Annotated in this window: 20 protein-coding genes; 12 read left to right on the top strand and 8 right to left on the bottom strand. The window is 72.2% G+C overall.

The features are described 5' to 3' along the window. Window positions 1–3: 3 nt before the first annotated feature. A complete protein-coding gene (locus ACFV9W_RS16775; protein ID WP_385761023.1) occupies window positions 4–570 on the top strand; it encodes a GNAT family N-acetyltransferase in 567 nt (188 codons plus the stop codon). Between the two features lie 78 nt (window positions 571–648). Then, window positions 649–2349 carry a proline--tRNA ligase gene (locus ACFV9W_RS16770; protein ID WP_385761021.1) on the top strand — a complete coding sequence of 567 codons (1701 nt, stop codon included), beginning with the start codon at window positions 649–651 and terminating at the stop codon, window positions 2347–2349. Between the two features lie 1934 nt (window positions 2350–4283). Here the strand turns inward: ACFV9W_RS16770 and ACFV9W_RS16765 are convergent. The 3 genes from ACFV9W_RS16765 to ACFV9W_RS16755 are packed head-to-tail and all read right to left on the bottom strand — an operon-like array spanning window position 4284 to window position 6211. Further along, entirely contained in the window at window positions 4284–5186 is a 903-nt protein-coding gene (locus ACFV9W_RS16765) for an aminoglycoside phosphotransferase family protein (protein WP_385761018.1), read from the bottom strand. Between the two features lie 42 nt (window positions 5187–5228). Next, window positions 5229–5699, bottom strand: coding sequence for a ferritin-like domain-containing protein (locus ACFV9W_RS16760; RefSeq protein ID WP_385761015.1), 471 nt, complete (start codon window positions 5697–5699; stop codon window positions 5229–5231). Further along, entirely contained in the window at window positions 5696–6211 is a 516-nt protein-coding gene (locus ACFV9W_RS16755) for a hypothetical protein (protein WP_385761013.1), read from the bottom strand. The genes ACFV9W_RS16760 and ACFV9W_RS16755 overlap by 4 nt, the downstream gene beginning before the upstream one ends. A gap of 267 nt (window positions 6212–6478) precedes the next feature. On the opposite strand from ACFV9W_RS16755, the gene rimP reads away from it, so the two are divergent. The 10 genes from rimP to ACFV9W_RS16705 all read left to right on the top strand — a co-directional run bounded on the left by rimP (window position 6479) and on the right by ACFV9W_RS16705 (window position 19365). Next, on the top strand, window positions 6479–7000 hold the full coding sequence (rimP, locus tag ACFV9W_RS16750) for a ribosome maturation factor RimP (protein WP_385761011.1): 522 nt from the start codon (window positions 6479–6481) through the stop codon (window positions 6998–7000). 2 nt (window positions 7001–7002) lie between these two features. Beyond that, window positions 7003–8013: a transcription termination factor NusA gene (gene nusA / locus ACFV9W_RS16745; RefSeq protein ID WP_385761008.1), complete on the top strand. Its 1011-nt coding sequence runs from the start codon at window positions 7003–7005 to the stop codon at window positions 8011–8013. Window positions 8014–8114: 101 nt separating this feature from the next. After that, the gene (locus ACFV9W_RS16740; protein WP_266714798.1) at window positions 8115–8393 is read left to right on the top strand and encodes a YlxR family protein; all 279 of its coding nucleotides are present in this window, start codon (window positions 8115–8117) and stop codon (window positions 8391–8393) included. Between the two features lie 146 nt (window positions 8394–8539). After that, window positions 8540–11647: a translation initiation factor IF-2 gene (gene infB, locus ACFV9W_RS16735; RefSeq protein ID WP_385761004.1), complete on the top strand. Its 3108-nt coding sequence runs from the start codon at window positions 8540–8542 to the stop codon at window positions 11645–11647. Window positions 11648–11787: 140 nt separating this feature from the next. Beyond that, window positions 11788–12081, top strand: a complete 294-nt coding sequence (locus ACFV9W_RS16730) for a DUF503 domain-containing protein (protein ID WP_385761001.1) — start codon at window positions 11788–11790, stop codon at window positions 12079–12081. A 48-nt stretch (window positions 12082–12129) separates the two neighbouring features. Continuing rightward, a complete protein-coding gene (gene rbfA / locus ACFV9W_RS16725; RefSeq protein ID WP_385760998.1) occupies window positions 12130–12600 on the top strand; it encodes a 30S ribosome-binding factor RbfA in 471 nt (156 codons plus the stop codon). A gap of 2 nt (window positions 12601–12602) precedes the next feature. Beyond that, window positions 12603–13508, top strand: coding sequence for a tRNA pseudouridine(55) synthase TruB (truB, locus tag ACFV9W_RS16720; protein WP_385760995.1), 906 nt, complete (start codon window positions 12603–12605; stop codon window positions 13506–13508). Window positions 13509–13749: 241 nt separating this feature from the next. Then, the gene (locus tag ACFV9W_RS16715) at window positions 13750–17709 is read left to right on the top strand and encodes a serine protease (protein ID WP_385760992.1); all 3960 of its coding nucleotides are present in this window, start codon (window positions 13750–13752) and stop codon (window positions 17707–17709) included. Between the two features lie 121 nt (window positions 17710–17830). After that, complete coding sequence (locus ACFV9W_RS16710) at window positions 17831–18781, top strand: bifunctional riboflavin kinase/FAD synthetase (RefSeq protein WP_385760989.1); 951 nt, start codon at window positions 17831–17833, stop codon at window positions 18779–18781. A gap of 113 nt (window positions 18782–18894) precedes the next feature. Next, window positions 18895–19365 (top strand): carboxymuconolactone decarboxylase family protein, encoded by a 471-nt coding sequence (locus ACFV9W_RS16705; RefSeq protein ID WP_385760987.1) that lies wholly within the window; start codon window positions 18895–18897, stop codon window positions 19363–19365. Window positions 19366–19436: 71 nt separating this feature from the next. Here ACFV9W_RS16705 and ACFV9W_RS16700 read toward each other — a convergent pair whose 3' ends face one another. From ACFV9W_RS16700 to ACFV9W_RS16680, 5 genes are read right to left on the bottom strand one after another with little or no spacing between them, the layout of a single operon-like run. Continuing rightward, window positions 19437–20453 (bottom strand): ABC transporter ATP-binding protein, encoded by a 1017-nt coding sequence (locus ACFV9W_RS16700; protein WP_385760985.1) that lies wholly within the window; start codon window positions 20451–20453, stop codon window positions 19437–19439. Then, entirely contained in the window at window positions 20450–21445 is a 996-nt protein-coding gene (locus tag ACFV9W_RS16695) for an ABC transporter ATP-binding protein (RefSeq protein ID WP_385760982.1), read from the bottom strand. The genes ACFV9W_RS16700 and ACFV9W_RS16695 overlap by 4 nt, the downstream gene beginning before the upstream one ends. Next, on the bottom strand, window positions 21442–22383 hold the full coding sequence (locus ACFV9W_RS16690) for an ABC transporter permease (protein ID WP_385760980.1): 942 nt from the start codon (window positions 22381–22383) through the stop codon (window positions 21442–21444). Before ACFV9W_RS16690 ends, ACFV9W_RS16695 begins: the two co-directional genes overlap by 4 nt. Further along, complete coding sequence (locus ACFV9W_RS16685; RefSeq protein ID WP_385760977.1) at window positions 22380–23465, bottom strand: ABC transporter permease; 1086 nt, start codon at window positions 23463–23465, stop codon at window positions 22380–22382. The genes ACFV9W_RS16690 and ACFV9W_RS16685 overlap by 4 nt, the downstream gene beginning before the upstream one ends. Window positions 23466–23503: 38 nt before the next feature. Next, a complete protein-coding gene (locus ACFV9W_RS16680) occupies window positions 23504–25393 on the bottom strand; it encodes an ABC transporter substrate-binding protein (protein ID WP_385760975.1) in 1890 nt (629 codons plus the stop codon). Window positions 25394–25665 lie beyond the last annotated feature (272 nt).

Genomic DNA, 25665 nt, shown 5'->3' with positions numbered 1-25665 from the left:
CGCATGCCGCACCGGAACCGCACGGACGACCGCGCCGTCACCATCGGGCCCCTGGACCTGCGCAGCCGGGTCGACGAGGCGCTCGCCGTGCAGGCATACGCGTTCGGGCTCAGCGACGACGAGATCGCGGTGCGCCGGCAGATCGTGCTGCGGCACATCACGTACCCGGGGGCCCGCTCCCTCGGCGCCACGACCGGCAACGGCCGGCTCGTCGGCTTCGTCTATGGGATGCCGAACGACCGCACCCACTGGTGGTCCACCGTCGTCGAGCCGTACTTGCGCACCCGCGGGGAGGACGACTGGCTCGACGACTCCTTCGTGATCACCGAGCTGCACGTGCACCCCGGCTACCAGAACCGCGGCATCGGCCGCACGCTCATCACGTCGATCACCGACGGGGCCACCCAGCCCCGCTCGATCCTCTCCGCGATCGACATCGACAGCCCGGCCCGCGGCCTCTACCACTCGCTCGGCTACGAGGACCTGGCCCGCCAGGTGCTGTTCCCGAGCGCCCCGCGCCCGTACGCGGTGATGGGCGCGCCGCTGCCGCTGCGCCGCACGGTCCGCTGAACCAGAACCGATTTCCGGCTGCGACCGCCCCCCGGCTAACCTCCTGACATCACCCTTTCGTCGCAGGAGTCAAGAATCATGGCCAAGGTCCAGGTCCAGCGCATGTCCCGGTTGATGGTGAAGACACTGCGCGACGACCCGGCGGACGCCGAAGTCCTCAGCCACAAGCTGCTGGTCCGCGCCGGTTTCGTGCGCCGCACCGCCGCCGGTGTCTGGTCCTGGCTGCCGCTCGGGCGACGGGTCTACGCGAACGTCGAGCGCGTCATCCGCGAGGAGATGGACGCCATCGGCGGCCAGGAGGTGCTGCTGCCCGCGCTCCTGCCCAAGGAGCCGTACGAGGCGACCGGGCGCTGGGAGGAGTACGGCGCCGAGCTGTTCCGCCTCCAGGACCGCAAGGGCGGCGACTACCTGCTCGGCCCGACGCACGAGGAGATCTTCACCCAGCTGGTCAAGGACCAGTGCACGTCCTACAAGGACCTGCCGGTGATCCTCTACCAGATCCAGACCAAGTACCGCGACGAGGCGCGTCCCCGCGCCGGCATCCTGCGCGGCCGTGAGTTCCAGATGAAGGACTCGTACTCCTTCGACCTCTCCGACGAGGGCCTCACCGAGTCGTACGGCCTGCACCGCGCCGCGTACCAGCGCATCTTCGAGCGCCTCGGCCTCGACTACCGGATCTGCGCCGCGACCGCCGGCGCCATGGGCGGCTCGAAGTCGGAGGAGTTCCTCGCCCCGGCCGCGGCCGGCGAGGACACCTTCGCGGACTGCCCGGCCTGCGACTACGCCGCGAACACCGAGGCCGTCGGCTTCGCCGTCAAGGCGGTCGACGCGGAGGGCGTGCCCGCGCTCGTCGAGGTCCCCACGCCCGACACTCCGACCATCGAGACGCTCGCCGCGTACATGGAGGTCCCGGCCTCCGCGACGCTCAAGAACCTCCTCGTGAAGGTCGACGGCGAGATCGTCGCGGTCGGCGTCCCCGGTGACCGCGAGGTCGACATGGGCAAGGTCGAGGCGCACTTCGCCCCGGCCGCCGTCGAGCTGGTCACCGCCGAGGACTTCGAGGGCCGCGACGACCTGGTCCGCGGCTACGTCGGGCCGCAGGGCCTGGAGAAGGTCACGTACATCGCCGACCCGCGCGTCGCCCCCGGCACGGCGTGGATCACCGGCGCCAACAAGGACGGCGTGCACGCGAAGAACGTCGTCGCGGGCCGCGACTTCGAGGTCTCCGAGTACGTCGACGTCGTCGTGGTCCAGGAGGGCGACCCCTGCCCCAAGTGCGGCACCGGTCTCAAGCTGGACCGCGCCATCGAGATCGGCCACATCTTCCAGCTCGGCCGCAAGTACGCCGACGCGTTCCAGCTCGACGTCCTCGGCCAGAACGGCAAGCCGGTCCGCGTCACCATGGGCTCGTACGGCATCGGCGTCTCGCGGGCCGTCGCGGCGCTCGCCGAGCAGCACGCCGACGACAAGGGTCTGGTCTGGCCGGACGAGATCGCCCCGGCGGACGTGCACGTCGTCGCGGCGGGCAAGGCGCTCCAGACGGAGCTGGCCCTGGAGGTCTCGGACAAGCTGGCGGCGGCCGGTGTCCGGGTCCTGGTCGACGACCGCCCGGGCATCTCGCCCGGCGTGAAGTTCACCGACTCCGAGCTGATCGGTGTCCCGAAGATCCTGGTCGCCGGCCGCCGCAGCGCCGACGGCGTCGTCGAACTGAAGGACCGCCGCACGGGCGAGCGCGAGGAACTCACGGTCGACGAGGCGGTCGCCCGCCTGACCGCGTAGCGGGTACCGGGGCCCGGGGGCGAGGCGGGTTCCGGCCCCCACGTCGGCGCCGGGTGACTCCGGGGTTGCGGTGCCTGGGCGGGCCGGGGTGCCGGTCCGTGTCGGCGTTGCTGACTCCGGGGTTGCGGCGCCTGCGTGGCCCGGGGGGCCGGCTTACGTCAGCGCTGCCTGACCCCGGGGTGTGGTGGGGGTGCCGGTCCACGTCGACGTTGCCTGACTCCGGGGTGTGGTGGGGGTGCCGGTCCGTGTCGGCGTTGCCTGACTCCGGGGTTGCGGCGCCTCGCATTCAGCTTGCGCGCCCCCGGGCGTCGGCCACTGCGCCGCGGCGAACGCCCACCGCGACACCTGCGCCTCCCTCGTACGGTTCCCCCGCCCATCTCCCACCCGCCCGCCCCTCCGGGGGCTTCGGCCTCCCGGGGCCCGGGGCGTCTGCCGGGGTGTCGCGTGTGGTTTTGCTTGCGTGGGGCGTGGTTTCGGTGCGGCGCCGTGGGTGACGCGTGCGGTGCGGGGTGCGCGGCTCCGGCCCTCCTTGCCGGGCCGCTTCCCGGTGCTCCCTCCGCCCGCTCATCTCCCACCCGCCCTCCCCCTCCAGGGGCTTCGGCCTCCCGAGGCCCGGGGTTTCTCTCGGGGTGAGGCGTGTCGTTTTGGTTGCGCGGGGCGCGGGGCGTGGGCTTACGGCACCGGGGCCGGCGCCGTTGATGCCGGAGGGGGCGGTACCAGTGATGCCGGGCGCGGCGCCGGTCTATCCCCCCGCCGTTGCCGACTGCTCTCCCACCTGCCTGCCCTTCCGAGGGCTTCGGCCTCCCCGGGGCCGGCGGCAGCGCGGCACGGAGACGCGCGGCTTTGCCGTGGTCGCCGCCCGTCGTTCACGGTGCGCGGCACCGTGGGCCGCCTTGCCCACCCTGCCGCCCAAGGCGGCAGATTGCCCAAGGCGGTGACGGCCGTCCGCTCACGGGGTGGGGAGCCGTGCCGGCGGCAGGTTGCGGTACCCGTTGGGCCTACGCCCCCGGAGGGGGCGGGTGGGTGGGAGATGAGCGGGGCACGGTCACTGCTCACGGGGAGGCGGGACGCATCGAGCCGAAGTGGCGGTCGGTGCCGCTATTTCAAGGCCCGCTTGGGCGAGAGCCAGCGGGGCGCCCGGGCGCGGGTCCGGGAGCCGGTGGGCCTCGCGTGCGCAACGGTTGTGCAGCGGGGTCCGGGGCTGGGCTCCGTGGGCGTAACCCAGGCGGTGGTGCGGGAGCCGATGGGGACCTGGGTGGGCAACGGTTGTGCAGCGGGGCGGGGTAGGGCCCGTGACCGTAGCCGTGGTGCGGGTCGGGGAGCCGTTGGGCTCGCGTGCGCAACGGTCGGGAAGCGGAGTCCGGGGCTGGGCTTGGTGGGCGTAGTCCTGGCGGTGGTGCGAGAGCCGACGGGGCCCTGGGTGGGCAACGGTTGTGCAGCGGGGTCCGGGGCTGGGCTCCTCGGGCGTAACCCCGGTGGTGCGGGAGCCGGTGGGCCTCGGGTGGGCAGCGGGGGCCAGGGCTGGGCTCCGCGGGCGTAACCCCGGTGATGGTGCGAGAGCCGGTGGGCCTCGCGTGCGCAACGGTCGAGCAGCGGAGCCCGCGGCTGGGCTCCGTGGGCATAACCCCAGCCGCGGTGCGGGAGCTGAAGGAGGCCCCGGGGCAACGCCCCGCGACCGCAACCGTGGTGCCGGTAGCCGGTAGCCGGTAGCCGGTAGCCGGTAGCCGGTAGCCGGTAGCCGGTAGCCGGTACCCGGTACGAGCGCGGTACCCGGGACGGGCCCGCAACGGTTGCGCAGCGGAGCCCGGGGCAGCGCCCCGCCGACCGACACCCCGTTGCCCGCGCCCGCGGAGCGACACCCGCAACCCCAGTCCGGCGGATTCAGCTCAGCCGGGCCCCCGCGCCCATGAACCCCACCGGCCCCCGACCGGAGGTCACAGCCAGCCCGCGAACTCCAGCAGGTTCTCGCCGTCCTGGTGGCGCCCCACCCGCAGCGCCCGCGCGCCCGATTCCACGGCGCGGAAGAGGGTCCAGCCACGCAGCCGGGCCTGGTCGACCTCCAGGGACTCCGCGAGGCGCTTGACGCGGCGCCGGGTGATCGCCGGGCCCGACGGGGAGCCGATGAGGTCCTCCACCCGGTCCCGCACCAGCCGCGCCAGGTCGAACGCGGTCTCCCCGACGACCGGGTCGGGGCCCACCGCCAGCCACGGCATCCGCTCCCCGGACAGCACCTTGGACTGCCGGAACGTACCGTGCAGCAAACGGTGTTCGGGAGCCGAGGACACCAGCTCGTCGCGCGTCCCGAGAGCCGCGTCGATCAGCGGCGCGACATCCGGGAACGACTCCACGGTCGCCCGCATCCCGACTGCCTGGCGGCCCGTGCGCTCCGGAACGGTCTCGCAGTTGCGCCCCTCCGGCGGGTCCACCCACAGGCGGCGCAGCGTGCCCGCCGCCTCCAGGAGCGCTTTCGCCTCCGGCAGCGAACGTACGGAGATCTCAGGGTGGAGGCGTTCGAGGAGCAGCGCGCCGTCGTTCACCCCCGGATCGAGCAGGCGCACCGCGCCGAAGCCGTCCCAGTGCGTCAGCGCCGCGCGCTCCGCCTCCGGGCGGAACCGTTCCGGCGCCAGCTTCAGGATCGCCGGCGAGCCGTCCGCCCTGCGGACATGGGCGACCAGGCTGCTGCGGCCCCCGGGCACATGCACCCGCTCCACCGTCACATCGCGCCGCGCCGCCGCCTCGTCGAGCAGCGGACCGACCCGCCTCAGCCACGCCGACGCCCCGTCGTCGCGCACCTCGCCGAGCGCGTTCACAAGACGCGGAGGCGGTTCGAATGCCATGCGCGGGGATGCCATGCGCGGGGATTCCCTTCCCAAGTCTGCCTACGTGCTGGGGTCCTGCGACGGGGACGCGGACGCCGACGGCGCCGCGGCCCGTTCGGAGAGCCCAGGGAAGGCTACGCTGCCGCCGCCCCAGCGCACGGCACGGACCGCCGCCTCACGGAGCGCGTCGGCCGCGTCCCGGCGCCGCTCGCCGTCCGCGGCCCGTACGAGATCCGAGTAGACGCCCGCGACCCTGCTCTCGATGTCCGCGGCCAGCCGCGCCGCAGCCGCCGAGTCGGGCACCGGGAACGGCAGTGCGTACGCTCCCGCCGACTCCTCGGGGGTGCCGCCCAGGTCGCGCACGGTGCGGCGCAGTTCGTCGCGGCGGGCGCGATGCGCGTCGTAGGCGTCCCTGGCCCGGTCCCTGCGGTCCTCGCCGATCCGGCCGCCGACCACCCCGTAGCCGTACACCGCCGCGTGCTCGGCGCGCAGCGCCGCCTGTACCGCCGCGAGCAGCTGGTTCTCGCTCATTTCCGTCCGTCCTCCGACAGCAGGTACGCGTGTGCTGCCCCGGCCGCCGCCACCGAGGCGAGCAGCCGCGCCAGCTCGCCGGGCGCGTCGGTGAGCGCGGCCATCCGGCGGTCCGACAGCCGCTGCTCGGCCACCGAGAGCGACTTGAGGATGTCCTTCTCGGAGACCGGCGCCGCGGCCGGCTTCCGGCCCGGGGGAGCCGCCGCACCCGAAGGACCGCGGGTCCCGCCGAACGCCTTCACGTGCCGCTCGACCTCGGCGCGCAGCGGGTTCAGCCGCTCCGCGAGTGCCGGACGGGCCGCCACCGACCGGTCGTACTGGCCGAGGAGGTCCGCGCTCTCGCGCGCCGCCTGCGTCCGCAGCCGCTTCTCCTGCGCGGCGGCGGGCGATCCGCTGCCGCCGTCCGCGCCGTCGCCGGAGTCCGAGCAGCCGGTCAGCAGCGCGGCCCCGGCCAGGGAGGCGAGCAGAGTCCTACGACGTGGCCCGGAGCGGGCGAGAGGGGGCAGCGGCACGGCAGGCGTCCTCAAGGGCGAAGAGGCGGGAGGTGACGAGAGCGGAGTCAAGAGCGGAGACAAGAGCGGAGGCGGGACGAGTGAGGTTCTCGGTCGACTCCCTGATCGGAACTGATCAGGTTCGATCGAGCGGGAGTGGCGGTGATCACCGTACCGCCGCCCTCGCACGGGTGGACGGCAACACCCCCCTGGACCGGATACCCTTTGACCTGACGCGCAAGGAAAGTCAGTAACCACAACAGCACACGCGGCCGAGGAGTCACCCGGATGAGCACCACCCAGAACGAGAGGCTGCGGGAACTACTGGAACCGCTCGTCACCTCACAGGGGCTCGAACTCGAAGAGATCGAAGTGGCCTCGGTCGGACGCAAGCGTGTGCTGCGCGTCGTCATCGACTCCGACGAGGGCGCCGACCTTGACGCGATCGCCGATGTGAGCCGCGCGCTCTCGGCGAAGCTCGACGAGACCGACGCGATGGGCGAGGGCGAGTACGAGCTCGAGGTCGGGACACCCGGCGCCGAGCGCCCCCTCACCGAGCACCGCCACTACCTCCGCGCGACGGACCGCCTCGTGAAGTTCACGCTGAACGACGAGTCCGAGCTGGTCGCGCGCATCCTCAAGGTCGACGACGACGGCCTCGACCTCGAAGTACCGGGTGTGAAGGGCCGCAAGGCGACCACCCGAAGGCTCGACTTCTCGGACATCGCCAAGGCGCGCGTCCAGGTCGAGTTCAACCGCAAGAACAAGAACGACAGCAACGACGACAACGACAACGAAGAGGAGGCGTAGCCGTGGACATCGACATGAGTGCCCTGCGGGGGCTGGTCCGGGAGAAGGAGATCTCCTTCGATCTGCTGGTCGAGGCGATCGAGTCGGCCCTCCTCATCGCCTACCACCGCACCGACGGCAGCTTCCGCCACGCGCGCGTGAAGCTCGACCGCGACAGCGGCCACGTGACGGTCTGGGCGAAGGAGGACCCGTCCGACCTTGAGGAGGGCCAGGAGCCCCGCGAGTTCGACGACACCCCTGACGACTTCGGCCGGATCGCCGCCACGACCGCGAAGCAGGTCATCCTGCAGCGGCTGCGCGACGCCGAGGACGACGCGACGCTCGGCGAGTACGCGGGCCGCGAGGGCGACATCGTGATGGGCCAGGTCCAGCAGGGCCGCGACCCGAAGAACGTGCTGGTCGACATCGGCAAGCTGGAAGCCATCCTGCCGGTGCAGGAGCAGGTCCCCGGCGAGGAGTACCCGCACGGCCTGCGCCTGCGCTCGTACGTCGTGCGCGTCGCCAAGGGCGTCCGCGGCCCCTCCGTGACCCTGTCCCGTACGCACCCGAACCTCGTGAAGAAGCTCTTCTCGCTCGAGGTGCCGGAGATCGCCGACGGCAGCGTCGAGATCTGCGCCATCGCGCGCGAGGCCGGCCACCGCACGAAGATCGCCGTGCGCTCCACCCGGAGCGGGCTCAACGCCAAGGGCGCCTGCATCGGCCCGATGGGCGGGCGTGTGCGCAATGTCATGGCCGAGCTCAACGGCGAGAAGATCGACATCGTCGACTGGTCCGAGGACCCGGCCGAGATGGTGGCCAACGCGCTGTCCCCGGCCCGCGTCTCCAAGGTCGAGATCGTGGACCTCGCGGCCCGCTCGGCCCGCGTGACGGTGCCCGACTACCAGCTCTCCCTCGCCATCGGCAAGGAGGGTCAGAACGCCCGGCTCGCGGCCCGGCTCACCGGCTGGCGCATCGACATCCGTCCGGACACCGATCAGGGCGGCGCCCCCGAGGGTTCCTCCGACGGGGAATAAATCCGAGCGCTCGGCGCTTGGATCACGACAGTATGTGACGAGCCAACCGTTCGATCTTTGCCCCAAAGGGGTGAGGTCGGTACGGGGAGGTAGACTTAACCGTGTCTGGTCGGACGCATGCCCGCGCATGCCCTGAGCGAACCTGCGTGGGATGCCGGGAGCGAGCGGCCAAGAGCGAACTGCTGCGGATCGTGGTGATCGAGGGACAGTGCGTCCCCGATGATCGCGGTACGCTGCCCGGCCGGGGTGCTTACGTGCATCCCGCCCTGGCCTGTCTTGACCTGGCGGTCCGCCGCCGGGCGTTTCAGAGGGCTTATCGGGCCCCTGGACCGTTCGACACGGCGGCCCTGCGCCACCGCGTCGAGCAGGCGACACCGTAAGAAGCGCCGTGCGGGACCCCCGTGCGGCCCTGGTATTCCGCGAGTTGGAAGTAGGTCGAGATTGCGATGAGCACTCGATGAGCACGCGATGAGTACGCCCATGAAGTAGCGACGGTCCGGCGTAACCCGGACCTAAAAGGAGCGAAGTGGCTAAGGTCCGGGTATACGAACTCGCCAAGGAGTTCGGCGTAGAGAGCAAGGTCGTCATGGCCAAGCTCCAAGAACTCGGTGAATTCGTACGTTCGGCGTCCTCGACCATCGAGGCGCCGGTTGTACGCAAGTTGACTGACGCCCTGAATCAGGGCACCAACGGCGCGGCCAAGAAGCCCGCCGCCAAGAAGGCCGCGCCCGCCAAGCCGGCGGCGCCGCGTCCCACCCCCTCTCCCGCGCAGGCCGCCAAGCCCGCCGCCCCGCGTCCGGGCCCGGCTGCGCCGAAGCCCGCAGCGGAGCAGCCTGCCGCGGAGCAGCCCGCTGCGGAGAAGCCCGCCGCTCCGGCGACCCCGGGTCCGCGGCCGACGCCCGGCCCGAAGCCGGCCCCGAAGCCCGCTTCGCCGGCGCCCAGCACCCCGGAGTTCCAGGCTCCCGCCGCTTCGCAGGCCCCCGCGGCCCCGAAGCCCGGCGGCCCGGCCGCTCCGCGTCCCGGCGCCCCGAAGCCCGGTGGCCGTCCGGCCCCCGGTCAGGACCGTGGCCAGGGCCAGGGTGGCCAGCGCGGTGACCGTGGCGACCGTCAGGGCGCCCCGCGTCCCGGTGGCCAGGGCCAGCGTCCCGGTGGCGCCCGTCCCTCGGGCCCGCGCCCGGGCAACAACCCCTTCACCTCTGGTGGTTCCACCGGCATGGCGCGCCCGCAGGCGCCCCGTCCGGGTGGCGCCCCGCGTCCCGGCGGCCAGGGTGCCCCGGGCGGTCCGCGCCCGCAGGGTGGCGGCCAGGGTGGTCCCCGTCCGCAGGGTCAGGGCGGCAACCGTCCGAGCCCGGGCAACATGCCCCGTCCGCAGGCCGGCGGCGCCGGTGGTGCGGCCGGTCCGCGTCCCGGCGGTGGCGGCGGCAACCGTCCGAACCCCGGCATGATGCCGCAGCGTCCCGCCGCGGGCCCGCGTCCGGGTCCGGGTGGCGGCGGCGGTCGCGGTGGTCCCGGCGGCGGCGGTCGTCCGGGCGGCGGCGGTGGCGGTCGTCCCGGCTTCGCCGGTCGTCCCGGTGGCCCCGGTGGCGGTGGCGGCGGTTTCGCCGGTCGTCCCGGTGGTCCCGGTGGTGGCGGCGGCGGTCGTCCCGGCGGCTTCGGCGGCCGTCCCGGCTTCGGTGGCCGTCCCGGCGGTCCCGGTGCCCGTGGTGGCACGCAGGGCGCCTTCGGTCGTCCCGGCGGTCCGGCGCGTCGCGGTCGCAAGTCGAAGCGGCAGAGGCGCCAGGAGTACGAGGCCATGCAGGCCCCGTCGGTCGGCGGTGTGATGCTGCCTCGCGGCAACGGCGCCACGGTGCGTCTGTCGCGCGGTGCCTCGCTCACCGACTTCGCGGAGAAGATCAACGCCAACCCGGCGTCGCTCGTCGCGGTCATGCTCAACCTCGGTGAAATGGTCACGGCCACGCAGTCCGTCTCCGACGAGACGCTGCAGCTTCTCGGTGACGAGATGAACTACGCGGTCGAGATCGTCTCCCCCGAGGAGGAGGACCGCGAGCTGCTCGAGTCCTTCGACATCGAGTTCGGCGAGGACGAGGGCGGCGAAGAGGCCCTCATGGCGCGTCCGCCGGTCGTGACCGTCATGGGTCACGTCGACCACGGTAAGACGCGACTGCTCGACGCCATCCGCAAGACGAACGTCATCGCGGGCGAGGCCGGCGGCATCACCCAGCACATCGGCGCCTACCAGGTGGGCACCGAGGTCAACGGTGAAGAGCGCGCGATCACCTTCATCGACACCCCGGGTCACGAGGCGTTCACCGCCATGCGTGCCCGTGGTGCGAAGTCGACCGACATCGCGATCCTCGTGGTCGCGGCGAACGACGGCGTCATGCCGCAGACGATCGAGGCGCTCAACCACGCCAAGGCCGCCGAGGTCCCGATCGTCGTCGCGGTCAACAAGATCGACGTCGAGGGTGCCGACCCGACCAAGGTGCGCGGTCAGCTGACCGAGTACGGCCTCGTGGCCGAGGAGTACGGCGGCGAGACGATGTTCGTCGACATCTCCGCCAAGCAGGGCGAGAACATCGACTCCCTGCTCGAGGCCGTGGTCCTGACCGCGGACGCCTCGCTCGACCTGCGGGCCAACCCGGAGCAGGACGCGCAGGGTATTGCGATCGAGGCCCACCTCGACAAGGGCCGCGGTGCCGTCGCGACCGTCCTCGTCCAGCGAGGCACGCTCCGTGTCGGTGACACGCTGGTCGCGGGCGACGCCTACGGCCGTGTCCGTGCCCTGCTCGACGACAAGGGCGAGCACGTGCAGGAGGCGGGTCCCTCGACTCCGGTCCTCGTGCTCGGTCTCACCAACGTCCCGGGCGCCGGCGACAACTTCCTGGTGGTCGACGAGGACCGTACGGCCCGTCAGATCGCCGAGAAGCGTGCCGCCCGCGAGCGGAACGCGGCCTTCGCCAAGCGCGTGCGCCGTGTCTCCCTCGAGGACCTGGACAAGGTGCTCAAGGCCGGCGAGGTCCAGCAGCTCAACCTCATCATCAAGGGTGACGCTTCTGGTTCCGTCGAGGCTCTCGAGTCCTCGCTGCTCCAGCTGGACGTCGGCGAAGAGGTCGACATCCGGGTCCTGCACCGCGGCGTCGGTGCGGTCACGGAGTCGGACATCGACCTGGCCATGGGCTCGGACGCCATCGTCATCGGCTTCAACGTCCGTGCGGCCGGTCGTGCCGCGCAGATGGCCGAGCGCGAGGGTGTCGACGTCCGGTACTACTCGGTGATCTACCAGGCCATCGAGGAGATCGAGGCGGCCCTCAAGGGCATGCTCAAGCCGGAGTACGAGGAGGTCGAGCTCGGCACGGCGGAGATCCGCGAGGTCTTCAAGTCGTCCAAGCTGGGCAACATCGCGGGTGTTCTCATCCGCTCCGGCGAGGTCAAGCGCAACACGAAGGCGCGCCTCCTCCGCGACAACAAGGTCATCGCGGAGAGCCTCAACATCGTGGGCCTGCGTCGCTTCAAGGACGACGTCACCGAGATCCGCGAAGGGTTCGAGGGCGGTATCAACCTCGGCAACTTCAACGACATCAAGGTCGACGACGTCATCGCGACGTACGAGATGCGCGAGAAGCCGCGCGTCTGAACCACGCAGTAACCGACTGGGGCCGGTCGGCGGGACTTATTTCCGTCGATCGGCCCCGGCCGTTGCGTGTACCGTTCCCGTATCGGTGGCCGGAAGCGGTCGCCCATACGACCCCGGACCGGCGGGACATCCGGACACACATGTATGTGGGGACTCTGTCCTTCGACCTGCTCCTCGGCGACGTCCACTCGCTGAAGGAGAAGCGCTCCCTCGTCCGTCCGATCGTGGCCGAACTGCACCGCAAGTACGCGGTGAGCGTCGCGGAGACGGGCAACCAGAACCTCCACCGCAGGGCCGAGATCGGGCTCGCGGTGGTCTCCGGGGACACCGGCCACCTGACCGACGTACTGGACCGCTGCGAGCGGCTCGTCGCCGGGCGGCCCGAGGTGGAACTGCTCTCGGTCCGCCGCAGGCTCCACGGCGACGACGACTGACGCAGACTGAAGCAACAAGCAAGTAAGCACTTAAAAGGAGACGGACCAGTGGCCGACAACGCGCGCGCCAAGAGGCTGGCGGACCTCATTCGAGAGGTGGTGGCCCAGAAGCTGCAGCGTGGGATCAAGGACCCGCGGCTCGGCTCCCACATCACCATCACCGACACCCGTGTGACGGGTGACCTCCGGGAAGCGACCGTCTTCTACACGGTGTACGGGAGCGACGAGGAGCGGGCCGAGGCGGCCGCCGGTCTGGAGAGCGCCAAGGGCATCCTGCGCTCGGCGGTCGGTCAGGCGGCCGGCGTGAAGTTCACGCCGACGCTGGCCTTCGTCGCGGACGCCCTGCCGGAGAACGCCCGCACCATCGAGGACCTCCTCGACCGGGCGCGGCAGTCCGACGAGCAGGTGCGGGAGGCGTCCGCGGGCGCCGACTTCGCCGGCGGCGCGGACCCGTACCGGAAGCCCGAGGACGCCGACACGGACGCCGAGGACGCCTCTCGGAAGGACGGCGAAGCCTGAGCATGTCCGACCGCACCCCTCCGCCCGACGGCCTTGTCATCGTCGACAAGCCGTCGGGCTTCACTTCGCACGACGTCGTGGCCAAGATGCGCGGGATCGCCAAGACCCGCAAGGTCGGCCACGCGGGCACCCTCGACCCGATGGCGACGGGTGTGCTCGTGCTCGGCGTCGAGCGCGCGACCAAGCTCCTCGGCCACCTCGCGCTGACCGAGAAGGAGTACCTGGGCACGATCAGGCTCGGGCAGAACACGCTCACGGACGACGCGGAGGGCGAGCTCACCTCGTCCACCGACGCGTCCGGGGTCAAGCGCGAGGCCATCGACGCGGAGATCGCCAAGCTGAGCGGCGACATCATGCAGGTGCCGTCGAAGGTCAGCGCCATCAAGATCAACGGTGTCCGCAGCTACAAGCGGGCCCGCGAGGGCGAGGAGTTCGAGATCCCGGCGCGCCCGGTCAAGGTCTCGTCCTTCGCCGTGTACGACGTCAGGGACGCGGTCGCCGAGGACGGCACGCCGGTCCTGGACCTGGTCGTCTCCGTCGTCTGCTCCTCCGGTACGTACATCAGGGCGCTCGCCCGTGACCTGGGCGCCGGGCTCGGCGTCGGCGGGCATCTGACGGCGCTGCGGCGCACCCGCGTCGGCCCGTACAAGCTCGACTCGGCGCGCACCCTGGACCAGCTCCAGGAGACGCTGACCGTGATGCCGGTGGCCGAGGCGGCCGCCGCCGCGTTCCCCCGCTGGGACGTCGACGGGCGGCGCGGGAAGCTGCTGCTCAACGGCGTGCGCCTGGAGGTGCCCGAGGAGTACGCGGGCGCGGGTCCCGTCGCCGTGTTCGGGCCCGGTGGGCAGTTCCTCGCTCTGGTCGAGGAGCAGAAGGGGAAGGCGAAGAGCCTGGCCGTGTTCGGCTGAGCTCGCGCCATGAGCGATTTCGGTGGAGCGGCGGGTTCCGGTCTCTGGGTGGCCGCCGCTCCACGTCCCCCTCTCAAGGGTGTATCCAGCACGCCCGTTCACTTCACCCCTTCGGGCGGGCGCTCGGAGTGAACAGGGGGAGCGCAAGGGGGCGCGTTCGCCTCTGACGCTGTCCTGCTGATCATTGCGCGCCTACCGTCGAGGCACGGGGCGTGGCGGAGGACGGCGGGAGGGTCGCGTCATGATGGACCCGCCGCTGGTACGGATCAGTGATCTGGCCGGGCGGCCGCGCGGTGCGGGCTTCGCGGCGGACGACCGCGGGACGGTCGTCACGGGCCACGAGGTGGTGAGCGGGCTCGAGCGCCTGTTGGTGCACGGGCCGGGCGGCGAGACCTGTGTGGTGGAACCCGGGTCGGTCGTCGAACTTCCCGAGGCGAACCTGGCGCTGCTGCGCACGCGGGGGCTCGGCGCGCCGCCGCTCCCGGTGGCGGCCTCGGACCCGCCGGCGGCCGGGGCGTACGTGCGGATTCCCGCGGGCGGCTGGCGCGAGGCGCGCGTCCTGAGGCGCTCGCCGGTCTCGTACGTGGCCGATGGCCGCAGGCATCTGTTGGACGGCGCCCTGGAGCTGGCCGTCGGCACGGACGGGGCGGACGCGCTGCGCGTCGGCGGCGGCGCCGCGGGCGGCCCGGTGCTCGACGCGCGTACGGGGGCGGTGGTCGCGGTGCTCGGTACCGCGCTGCGGGCCGGGCACCGGGCGGCCGGGTTCGCGGTGCCGCTGCGGGCGGCGATCGCGGGCACGGGCGGGCGGGGGCCACTGGCCGAACTGCTCGCGCGCAACGCGGCGGCCGTGCCGGCGTACGGGGACGAGCTGAATCTCGGTGGCGTGCTGGAGCTCGCCGGGGTCTCGGTGGGCAGCGACGGGCCGGGGGCGGACGGGCCGGAGCCGGTCGAACGGCCGGACCTGGTGCGGGAGTTGGCCTCCTTCGCCGCGGGTGCGGGCGGCGAGGCGCGGGTGCTGGCGCTCGTCGGGGAGCCGGGCAGCGGGCGGACCACGGAACTCGCCGCGTTCGCCGCGCGGCGGGCCGAGGGCGACGGCGCCGCGCCCACGGTGTGGCTGCGGGGCGCGGACCTCGGTGAGGACGACGCGTCGGTGGCACAGGCGGTGGGGCGTGCGCTCGCGCGGGCGGGGCGGATCGTGGCGGCGTCGCGGGAGGGGGCGGAGGCGGGAGGTCTGGGAGACGTCTCGGCCGAGCGGATCGCCGAGGTCGCCCGGGAGGCGGGGCGCCCGCTCGTCCTGCTGCTCGACGGGCCGGAGGAGATGCCGCCTGTGCTCGCGCACCGCCTTGGAGCCTGGTCGCGGGGGACCGAGCGGTGGCTCGCGGCGTGCGGGGTGCGGCTCGTGGTGGCGTGCCGTGGTGAGTACTGGGAGCAGGCGGGCGCGCTGTTCGGCGCGGACGTGCTGTACGGGCGGGCGGCGGGGGCGCTGCCGCCGGGTGTACGGATCGGGGACCTCGAAGGGGAGGCGGCGCGGCGGGCGCGGGAGCGGCTCGGCGTGCCGGAGGGGGCGCTCGCGGAGCGGGAGGCCGGGCATCCGCTGTCGTTGCGGCTGCTGAGCGAGGTGCGGGCGGCGCTGCCCGGGGGCGTGGCCGGGTGCCCCGACCGGGACGGGATCTTCGGGGCGTATCTGGACCTGATGTGCCTGCGCGTGGCCGTGCGGTTGGCCGCCGGGGCGGGGGTGCGGGGGAGCGGGGTGCGCAGGCTCGCGGCGCGGGTGGCCGGGCAGGTGCACGAGGCCGCGCGGCGCAGTCTGGGGCCGGGCCAGGGGGAGTTGGACCGGGAGTCGTTCGAGGAGCTGTTTCCGTGGGGGGCGCGGGGCGGGGTGACCGGGTGGGCGTCGGCGGTCCTCACGGAGGGGGTGCTGGTGCCGGCGGGGAGCGGGTACCGGTTCGCGCACGAGGAGGTCGCGGACTGGATCCAGGGGATGCATCTGGATGTCGACGGGGCGTTGGACGCGTTGGTGTTCCGGCGGCGGGGGGCCGGGTTTCCGGTGCCTCGGCATCGGGCGGGGCCGGTGGTGCGGGCGCTCCTCTTCCTGGAACGGGTGGGCTGCGCCGAACTGGAGGCACGGTTGCGGGCGTTGCTGCCGTGGGCGCTGCCGGGGGCGGGGCCTGACGCGGGTGCCGGTGGCGCCGGGGAGCGGCTGGCCGCGCCGGGGGCGACGCCCGGCGCGGGTGTCGGCGGCGCCGGGGAGCATCTGGCCGCGACAGGGCCGACGCCCGACGAGGGCGCGGGCGGCACCGGGGGCCGCCTTGCCCACCCTGCCGCCCAAGGCGGCAGATTGCCCAAGGCGGGGGCGGCTGAACGCAGGGGGTGGGGAGCCGGGGTTGGTGGTGGGGTGTTCGAGGCGGGGGAGGGTGAGCGTGATGGGTGGGGAGCCGAGGTTGGTGGTGGGGTGTTCGAAGCCGGGGCGGCTGAGCGCGATGGGTGGGGAGCCGGGGTCGGTGGTGGGGTGCCCAAGGCGGGGGCCAGCGAGCGTGATGGGTGGGGAACTGGGGGTGGCGGCAGATTGCCCAAGGCGGGGGCGGCTGAGCGTGATGGGTGGGGAGCCGGGGTCGGTGGTGGGGTGGCCGAGGCGGGGGCGGGTGAGCGCAGTGGGTGGGGAGTCGGGGTTGGGGGTGGGGCGGCCGAGGCCGGGTGTGCGATTCCGGAGGGCCGTAGCCCCCGGAGGGGGCGGGCGGGTGGGAGATCGGCGGGGGAAGCCGACGCGTGGGGGGAAGGTGACGTCGAAGCGGCCTGGTGGGGGGCCGCGCTGGTGCGTGGGGTGTTGGAAGGTGCGTCGGACGCCGGGGCGTATCGCGGGGTGTTGGAAGCGCTCGCCGCGGGCGGCCGTTTCGGTGGTGAGTTCTGGATGCGGATCTCCGTGGACGACGACACCCGGTTCGAGCTGCTGCGGCGCGCCGTGGTGCACGACGCGGGCGAGGCCGGGGGCCGGTGCCTGGACGCCGTCGCGGAGGCCCTCGCCGCCGAACCGCGGCGCGTACAGCGGCGGCTGACACGGTGGTTCGACGACGAGCGCGCGCTGCCCGCCCTGCCCGACGCCACCGTCGCCGACGTCGCTCAGGCGCTGCTCCACACCCACCGGCACCGCGACCTCGACGGCCTGATCGAGGCCCTCGTCGACTCCGCCCACCCGCGCGCCGACGAGCTGCTCGCGACGCTCGCCGACGAGGAGCCCTCCGCGCTGTGCCGTGCCGTCGACCGGTGGGCCCACGACGAGCGGCCCGACCGGCACGTCGCAGCCGCCGCGTACGGCATGCGGGTCGCGCCGCGGGCCGAGGCCCCGGCCGACCGGGAACTGCTGCGGTACGCCGCGTTCGCGCTCCTCGAGCGGCCCGGCGAGCGGGAGCTGCACGGCGCCGCGCTCGCCCTCCTCGTACGGGATCCGGAGACGCGGCCGGTGTATCTGGCGCGGGCGCTGGATCGGTTCGTGGCGGGCGACGCGCGGTTGCCCGCCGACGCGCTCGCCCCGGCCGTCCCCACCCACCCGGAACCCGTGTTCGCGGCGCTGCAGGCGCGGCTGCGGGAGCCGGGCCCGGGCCTCGGCGAGATCCTGCGGACCCTCGCCGGGCTGACCGAACCCGCGCACGCCCGGCGCGCCGCCGCGCTCGTGCGGGAGCTCGCCGAGGACTGGCCGGACGCCGCGGCCGGGCAGGTGGCGGCGTTCGTCGACCGGTGTCTCGAACACGGGGACGGCGCACGGGCCGTGATGTACCCGCTGGTCGTCGGCCTGGTGTCGGAGCGGCCCTCCGTCGTGCGCAGCGCCCTGGCGCGCGTGCTCGCCGCGCCCGGCACGACCGCGTCGCGCGCGCTGCGGGCCGAGCTGCTCGACGTACTGCTGGAGGAGGAGCGGGACCCCGTCGTGCTCGACGCGCTGCTGTGCGCCGCAGCGCGCGACGCGGCGCGGCGCGGGCAGGCCAGGACGCGGGACCTGGTGCACCGCACGGGCATGCTCCTTGTGCGTACGCCGGAGGGTGCGTCCCGCTTCGACCGGCTGCTCGTGGAGCTCGCGCGGTCCGTGCCGGGGTTCGCGGACCAGGTGGCGGGGTGGCTCGCGGGGGCGCCCCGCGAGTGGGCGACGCTCGTCGGACCGAGCTCCCGGCGCATGATCGAGGACCTGGCCGGGGCGCGGGTGCCCGCGTAGCGTCGCGGGCCCGCCCGATGCGAAGCGCGGGCGGGCGGCATGGCACTCTTAGACCTGCGTATTCGGTAGAGAGACGCAAGGTTCCAAACGGTCGGACACAGGTTTGCGAGGGGCAATCACCGTGCAGCGCTGGCGTGGCTTGGAGGACATCCCCCAGGACTGGGGGCGCAGCGTCGTCACCATCGGCTCCTACGACGGGGTGCATCGCGGGCACCAGTTGATCATCGGGCGGGCCGTGGAGCGGGCGCGCGAGCTGGGCGTCCCGGCCGTCGTGGTCACCTTCGACCCGCACCCCAGCGAGGTCGTGCGCCCGGGTTCGCACCCGCCGCTGCTCGCCCCGCACCACCGGCGTGCCGAACTGATGGCCGAGCTCGGCGTGGACGCCGTGCTGATCCTCCCGTTCACCACCGAGTTCTCGAAGCTGTCGCCCGCCGACTTCGTGGCGAAGGTGCTCGTCGACAAGCTGCACGCGCGCGTGGTCGTCGAGGGCCCCAACTTCCGCTTCGGCCACAAGGCCGCGGGCAATGTCGACTTCCTGGCCGAGCAGGGTCAGACGTACGACTTTGAAGTCGAGGTCGTGGATTTGTACGTCAGTGGTTCCGCCGGGGGCGGTCAGCCGTTCTCCTCCACGCTGACGCGGCGGCTCGTCGCCGAGGGCGATGTGCTGGGCGCCGCCGAGATCCTCGGCCGGCCGCACCGTGTCGAGGGCGTCGTCGTGCGCGGCGCGCAGCGCGGCCGCGAGCTGGGCTTCCCGACCGCCAACGTCGAGACGCTCCCGCACACCGCGGTCCCGGCCGACGGCGTCTACGCCGGGTGGCTGTACGTGGACGACGAGGCGATGCCCGCGGCGATCTCCGTCGGCACGAACCCGCAGTTCGACGGCACCGAGCGCACCGTCGAGGCCTACGCCATCGACCGTGTGGGGCTCGACCTGTACGGGCTGCACGTGGCCGTGGAGTTCGTGGCGTTCGTGCGCGGCATGGCGAAGTTCGAGTCGCTCGACGAGCTGGTCGCCGCGATCGCGGACGACGTGAAGCGCTCGCGCGAGCTGATCGAGGCGTCCAAGGCCTGAGGGCCGCGATCCGCACCGGAGTGACGCAGGTCACTTCGGGGTGTGTCACATCGGGGCGGGACGCTCCGTCGTAGTGGTGTCACCACTTATGACGGAGTGCGAAGGAGCCCCTCATGGAACCGCGACTCAACCTCTTCACCAACCCGACCCTCGGCAAGATGCTCAAGCACGTCATCGCGGCGGCCAAGGCCGCCGAGGGTTCCGGTGTGCCGGCGCCGACGCTCAACCTGGTCATGATCCGGGCCAGCCAGATCAACGGCTGCTCGGGCTGTCTGGACATGCACGTCAAGGACGCCGCCGAGGCCGGTGAGACGGCGGTCCGGCTCGCCCTGGTCGCCGCCTGGCGCGAGGCCAAGGTCTTCGACGAGGCCGAGAAGGCCGCCCTGGAGCTGACCGAGGCGGGCACCCGCATCGCCGACAGCGCCGGGGTCTCGGACGAGGTGTGGGAGAAGGCCGCCAAGCACTACGACGAGGCGCAGCTCGGCGCGCTCGTCGGCTGCATCGCGATGATCAACACGTTCAACCGGTTCAACGTGATGACCCAGCAGCCTGCCGGCGACTACGTGCCCGGCATGTACAGCTGAGCCGTCTCCGGGAGACAGCGGTGAAGGCCCGGCTCCGGGGGGAGCCGGGCCTTCACCGTTCCCGCGACGTACTAGTCGGCCGCGGCCCTCGCCGCCGCCCAGTGGCACGCCACCTGTGACGTGGCCGCGCCCGTAAGGACCGGCAGGTCCACCGTCCGGCACGCTTCGGTGACCCCGGCCTCGTCCGCCCGGCCGTCCGCCAGGACCTGGCAGCGCGCGTGGAAGCGGCAGCCGCCCGGGATGCGGGACGGGTCCGGGGGCTCGCCGGTCAGGACCACCGGTTCGCCCGGCGCCTCCGGGAGCACCGACAACAGGGCCTGCGTGTACGGGTGTTGGGGCGCGGTCAGGACGTCCTCCACCCGGCCCGTCTCCACGATGCGGCCCAGGTACATCACCGCCACCCGGTCCGCGATGTTCCACGCGAGGCCGAGGTCGTGCGTGACCACGAGCGCGGACAGGCCGAGCTCCTCGCGCAGGCGCAGCAGCAGGGCGAGGATCTCTCCCCGTACGGACGCGTCGAGGGACGCCACCGGCTCGTCCGCGACGATCAGCTCGGGGTCGAGGACCAGCGCGCCCGCGATGACGACGCGCTGGCGCTGGCCGCCCGACAGCTCGTGCGGATAGCGCAGGAAGAAGCGCTCGGGTGGGCGAAGTCCCGCGCGGGACAGGGCGTTCGTGACCGCCTCGCGCTCGTCGCCCGCGTACCCGTGGATGCGCAGCCCCTCGGCCACCGCGTCGTACACCGTGTGCCGGGGGTTGAGCGAGCCGCTCGGGTCCTGGAGGACCAACTGGACGCGCTTGCGGTACGCCTTGAGCGCCTTCGAGGCGTAGTCCAGCGGCCTGCCCGCGAACGTGACCCGGCCCGACGTCGGCTTCTCCAGGCCCAGCAGGGTGCGCGCCAGGCTCGTCTTTCCGCAGCCGGACTCGCCGACCAGCGCCACGATCTCGCCCGGCGCGATGTCCAGGTCGACGCCGTCCACGGCCCGCGCCTCGGCGGCGCCGCGCCGGCCGGGGAACGTCACGTGCAGCTTGTCGGCGCTGAGAAGGGTCTGCACAGAGCCGTCCGGCTTCTGAAGCGTTTCCGTCATGCCGTGGTGCTCCTTGCTTCGACTTCCGCGCCCAGGGCGTCACTTGAACCCACGTGCACACACGCCGCCCGCCGCTCGGGCCCCGCGATCCGCAGCACCTGGTCCTCGCCCGCGCACACGTCGAGCGCCACCGGGCAGCGCGGATGGAACGTACAGCCCGACGGCAGCGCCGACGGGTCCGGCGGGTCGCCGGGCAGCCCGCGCGGCGCGAACCGGGACGCCGGGTCGCCGATCGTCGGGAACGCCGCCGACAGCGCCTTCGCGTAGGGGTGCACCGCGTCCTCGTAGACCTGGAGGGCGGGGCCCTCCTCGACGACGCGGCCCGCGTACATCACGGCGAGCCGGTCGCAGGTGTCGGAGAGGACCGCGAGGTCGTGGCTGATCATGACGAGGCCGAGGTTCTCCTCGGTCACCAACTGCTCGATCAGGCGCAGGATCTGGGCCTGGATCATCACGTCGAGGGCCGTCGTCGGCTCGTCGGCGATGATCAGGTCCGGCTCGCAGGCGAGCGCCATCGCGATCATCACGCGCTGGCGCTGGCCGCCGGAGAGCTCGTGCGGGTAGGCGTTCGCGCGGGCGGCGGGGAGCCCCACGTGTTCGAGGAGCTCGCCGACCTTCTTCTTAGCGCCCTCCTGCGTCGCCTTCTTGTGCAGCAGGATCGGCTCGGCGATCTGGTCGCCGATGCGGTGCACCGCGTTGAGCGAGTGCATCGCGCCCTGGAAGACGATCGAGGCGCCCGCCCAGCGCACGGCCCGCACCCGGCCCCACTTCATGGCGAGGACGTCCTCGCCGTTCAGCAGGATCTCGCCGGTGACCTCGGCATCCTTGGGGAGCAGGCGCAGGAGCGCGAGCGCGAGCGTGGACTTTCCGCAGCCGGACTCGCCCGCGATGCCGAGCTTCTGGCCCGCCTCCAGGGTCAGGTTCACGCCGCGGACGGCCTCGGCCCCGCCGGCGTACGTCACGGTGAGGTCCCGTACCTCGAGAAGCGTCATGAGCGGGCCCCCAGCTTCGGGTTCAGGACGGACTCGACCGCGCGGCCGCACAGCGTGAAGGAGAGCGCGACGACGGCGATGGCGATGCCGGGCGGGGCCAGGTACCACCAGTCGCCCGCGCTGACCGCGCCCGCCTCGCGCGCGTCCTGGAGCATGCCGCCCCAGGAGGTGACGGTCGGATCGGACAGGCCGAGGAACGCGAGGGTCGCCTCGGTCAGGATCGCCGAGGAGATGATCATCGTGGTCTGGGCGAGGACCAGCGGCATCACGTTCGGCAGCACGTGCCGCGTCATGACGTGACCGTGGCTGCCACCGAGCGCCCGCGCCCGCTCGATGTACGGGCGCGCCTCGACCGACAGGGTCTGGGCACGGACGAGGCGCGCGGTCGTCGGCCAGGTCGTCACGCCGATCGCGATGATCACGGTCCACATCGAGCGGTCCATGACGGTCGCGAGGGCGATGGCGAGCACCAGCGTCGGCATCACGAGGAACCAGTCCGTGACGCGCATCAGGACCGTCGAGTACCAGCCGCGGAAGTGGCCCGCGACGATGCCGATGACGGTGCCGATGGCCACGCACAGGAACGCCGCGAGCAGGCCCACGGTGAGCGAGATGCGCGCCCCGTACACCAGCAGGGCGAGCACACTGCGGCCGAACTGGTCGGTGCCCAGCGGGAATTCGCCGCTCGGCCCCTCCATGGGGCCGCCGGGCGCGTCGGTCACGCTCTGCGCGTCCGAGCCGACGAGGACCGGCGCGAGGATCGCGATCAGGGCGATCAGGATCAGCAGACCGAGGCCCCACAGGCCACTGCGGTGCGCCCGGTAGGACCGCCAGAAGCGGGTCAGGGACTGGCGCTTGCGGGCGCGCGCGAGGGAGCGCGCGCTGGGCGCCTTCGGGGCTTTCGGCTCCTTCGAAGGCGCGGTTTCGGTCGTCGTCATCGGCCCACCCTCGGGTCGAGCAGCGGATAGAGGATGTCGGCGAGGGTGTTCGCGAGGATCACCGCGGTGGCGAAGACGAAGAACAGGCCCTGGACGAGCGGCAGATCGGGCACGGAGAGCGCCTGGTAGAAGAGCCCGCCGAGACCGGGCCACGAGAAGACGGTCTCCACGAGGATCTGACCGGCGACCACATGCCCCAGGTTCACGAACATCAGCGTGAACGTCGGCAGCATCGCGTTCGGCACCGCGTGCTTGCGGCGCACCAGGTCGTCGCGGAGCCCCTTGGCGCGGGCGGTCGTCAGATAGTCGCTGCCCATCTCGTCGAGCAGCGAGGAGCGCATGACGAGGAGCGTCTGCGCGTAGCCGACCGCGACCAGGGTGATCACCGGCAGGATCAGATGGTGCGCGACATCGAGGATGTACGCGAACCCGGTCTCGCCGCCCGATTCGAGCCCGCCGGTCGGGAACATGCCGGGGATCGGCCCGATGCCGACCGCGAACACGATGATGAGGAGCAGCCCCAGCCAGAACGCCGGGATCGAGTACAGGGTCAGCGCGAACGCCGTGTTGAAGCGGTCGCTGCGCGATCCGTTGCGCCACGCCGTGCGCGTGCCCAGCCAGATGCCGAGTGCCGAGTACAGGACGTACGCCGTGCCCGTGAGCAGCAGCGTCGCGGGGAGCGCGTCGAGGATCTTGTCCATGACCGGGGCGTGGAACTGGAACGAGATCCCGAAGTCACCGGAGAGCGCGTCCCCGATGTACGACGTGAACTGCTTCCACATCGGCTGGTCGAGGCCGTACTGGTGGCGCAGGTTCTCCAGCTGCTCGGTGGAGACCTTGCGGCCGCCGGTCATCTGCTTGACCGGGTCGGACGGGATGAGGCGGAACAGGAAGAAGCTCGTGACGAGGACGGCGAAGAGCGAGACGATCGCGCCGCCGATCTTCATGAGCGCGTATTGGACGTACGCCTTGGTGTTGCGGGCCCGGGGGCCGCGGGCGGCCGGCGGCGCCCCGGCCGAAGCCGGGTCGCCGTCCGTGCCGTCCGCGGGCTGCACGAGCGCCGGAGTGCTGTCAGCTGTCATGGTTCACATGTCTTCTTACTCGCGTAGCTGTGCGTCGCCTACTCGCGCTCGTCCGCCGTCGTGCGGCGCCGCCGCGCGAAGAGCACTCCGCCGCCGATGACGACGAGCGCCGCGACCACGATGCCGATCACGATCCCGGTGGAACTGGACGAACCGCTGTCCTCGCTGTCGGACGCCGACGCGGGCTCGGCCGACCACCAGCTCCAATACCCGTCCTGGCCGTAGATGTTGCCGGCGGCGGTGGGCATCGTCTGAATGGACTTGATCTGGTCGGTGCGGTAGGCCTCGACCGCGTTCGGGTACGCCATGACGTTCATGTAGCCGGAGTCGTAGAGCCAGGACTCCATCTTCTTCACGGTGTCCGCGCGCTTGTCCGGGTCGTACTCGGCGAGCTGCTGGTTGTAGAGCTTGTCGAAGGTCTTGTCGCAGATGCCGTTGTCGGTCTGCGCGACCTCCTTCGGCTTGCTCGGCAGGGCGGCGCAGGTGTGGATGCCGAGGACGAAGTCCGGGTCCGGGTTCACCGACCAGCCGTCGAAGGCGAGGTCGTACTCGCCCGCGTACCAGGGCACGGAGACGTCGTCGACGCAGTTGAGCTTGAGGCCGACGCCGACCTCGCCCCACCACTCCTTGAGGTACTTGCCGACCGCCTTGTCGTTGGGGTCGGTGGCGTGGCACAGCATCCGCAGGTTGATCGGCTTGCCGTCCTTGCCGACGCGTTTGCCGTCCTTCATCTTGTAGCCCGCGTCGTCCATCATCTTGGCCGCGGCCTTCGGGTCGTAGCTCAGCTGCTGATCGCCCGATGGCTGCCAGTAGTAGTCCTTGAAGCGCGGCGGGATGTAGCCCTGGCCGCGCACGGCGTGGCCCTGGAAGACCTTGTCGACGATGGTCTTGGTGTCGACGGACCGGAAGAGTGCCTGGCGGAAGTCCTTGTCGAGCAGCGCCGGGTTGCCGTCGCCGAACTTCTTGCCGCTCTTGGTCTTCCAGCCGGGGTTCACGGCGATCGCGTAGAAGCGGCGGCCCGGACCCTCGTTGACCTTGATGTCCTTCTCGCCCTTGAGTGAAGCCGCCTGAGCGGGCGTCAGGGCGGGGGAGCCGGCCACGAAGGAGACCTCGCCCTTGCGCAGGGCGGCGACCGCGGCGTCCTGGTCCTTGTACGTCTTGAAGACGATGTTGTCGAACTGCGGCGTCTTCGTCTTCCGCCAGAAGTCCGGATTGCGCTTCAGCTTCACGTACTGGTCGGTCTTGTACCCGGTGACGACGTACGGACCGTTCCCGACGATCGGGAAGTCCTTGTCGTTGTTGAACTTCGAGTAGTCCTTGACGTCCTTCCAGACGTGCTCGGGCACGATCGGGATGTCGAGGGACGTCATGGTCGCCTGCGGCTTCTTCAGCTCGACGACGAGCTTGGTGTCACTGGGCGCCGTGACCTTCTTGAAGTTGCCGACGAACGAGCCGTTGGCGGTCGCCGCGCCGTCGTCCGTCATCATCTTGTTGAAGGTGAAGGCGGCGTCGTGGGCGGTGGCCTGCCGGCCGTCGGACCACTTCGAGTCGGAGCGGATGGTGTACGTCCACGTCAGCTTGTCGGCCGACGGCTTCCACTCGGTGGCGAAGCCCGGGACGACGTGGTTGTCCTTCGGGTCGTAATTGGTCAGGTACTCGTACATCAGCCGGTGGATGCTTGTACTGACCAGGCGCGTCGCCAGGAACGGGCTCAGCGAGTCGACGCTCTGCGCGACGGCCACGGTGAGCGTCTTGTTCTTGCCGCCGTCGGCCTTGGCCGCGGCGTTGCCGCTCGCCTTCGCCTCGGCCTGCTGCGGCGCCGGGTTCAGCGGCGTGGCGAGGCCTGCCGTCAGGGTGAACGCCGCGGCGCCGGCCGCGAGGAGTATCCGCACTCCGCGCCGCGGGGGGCGGGCCGTTCTGTGGTCCATGTCTTGCTGAGCTGGTGTGTCCATCGGCGGTGACCTCGCGCATCGCTCGCACAGCTGGGCTGGATCTGAGAATTCAGGTCGACTGAAGTGTTGGTTTATCAGCGGCAGTTGAGGAACGTCAACGGTGGGTGAACCCCATGTGGCCTGCGGAAATAACGAGTTGACCTGCATTTCACGCACATTGGTCGAGACCTCTGATGCTTTGCAGGCCAGGGGATGGCACCCGGATGGGTGCAGGAAATGCCAGGGGCCCGCATCCGTGTTCGACGGAT

It is taken from the genome of Streptomyces sp. NPDC059897, assembly GCF_042730865.1.
In the GTDB taxonomy this organism is placed as follows: Bacteria; Actinomycetota; Actinomycetes; order Streptomycetales; family Streptomycetaceae; genus Streptomyces.
The sequence above is the reverse complement of the archived record's forward strand: the minus strand, read 5'-3'. Positions and strand labels throughout refer to the sequence as shown.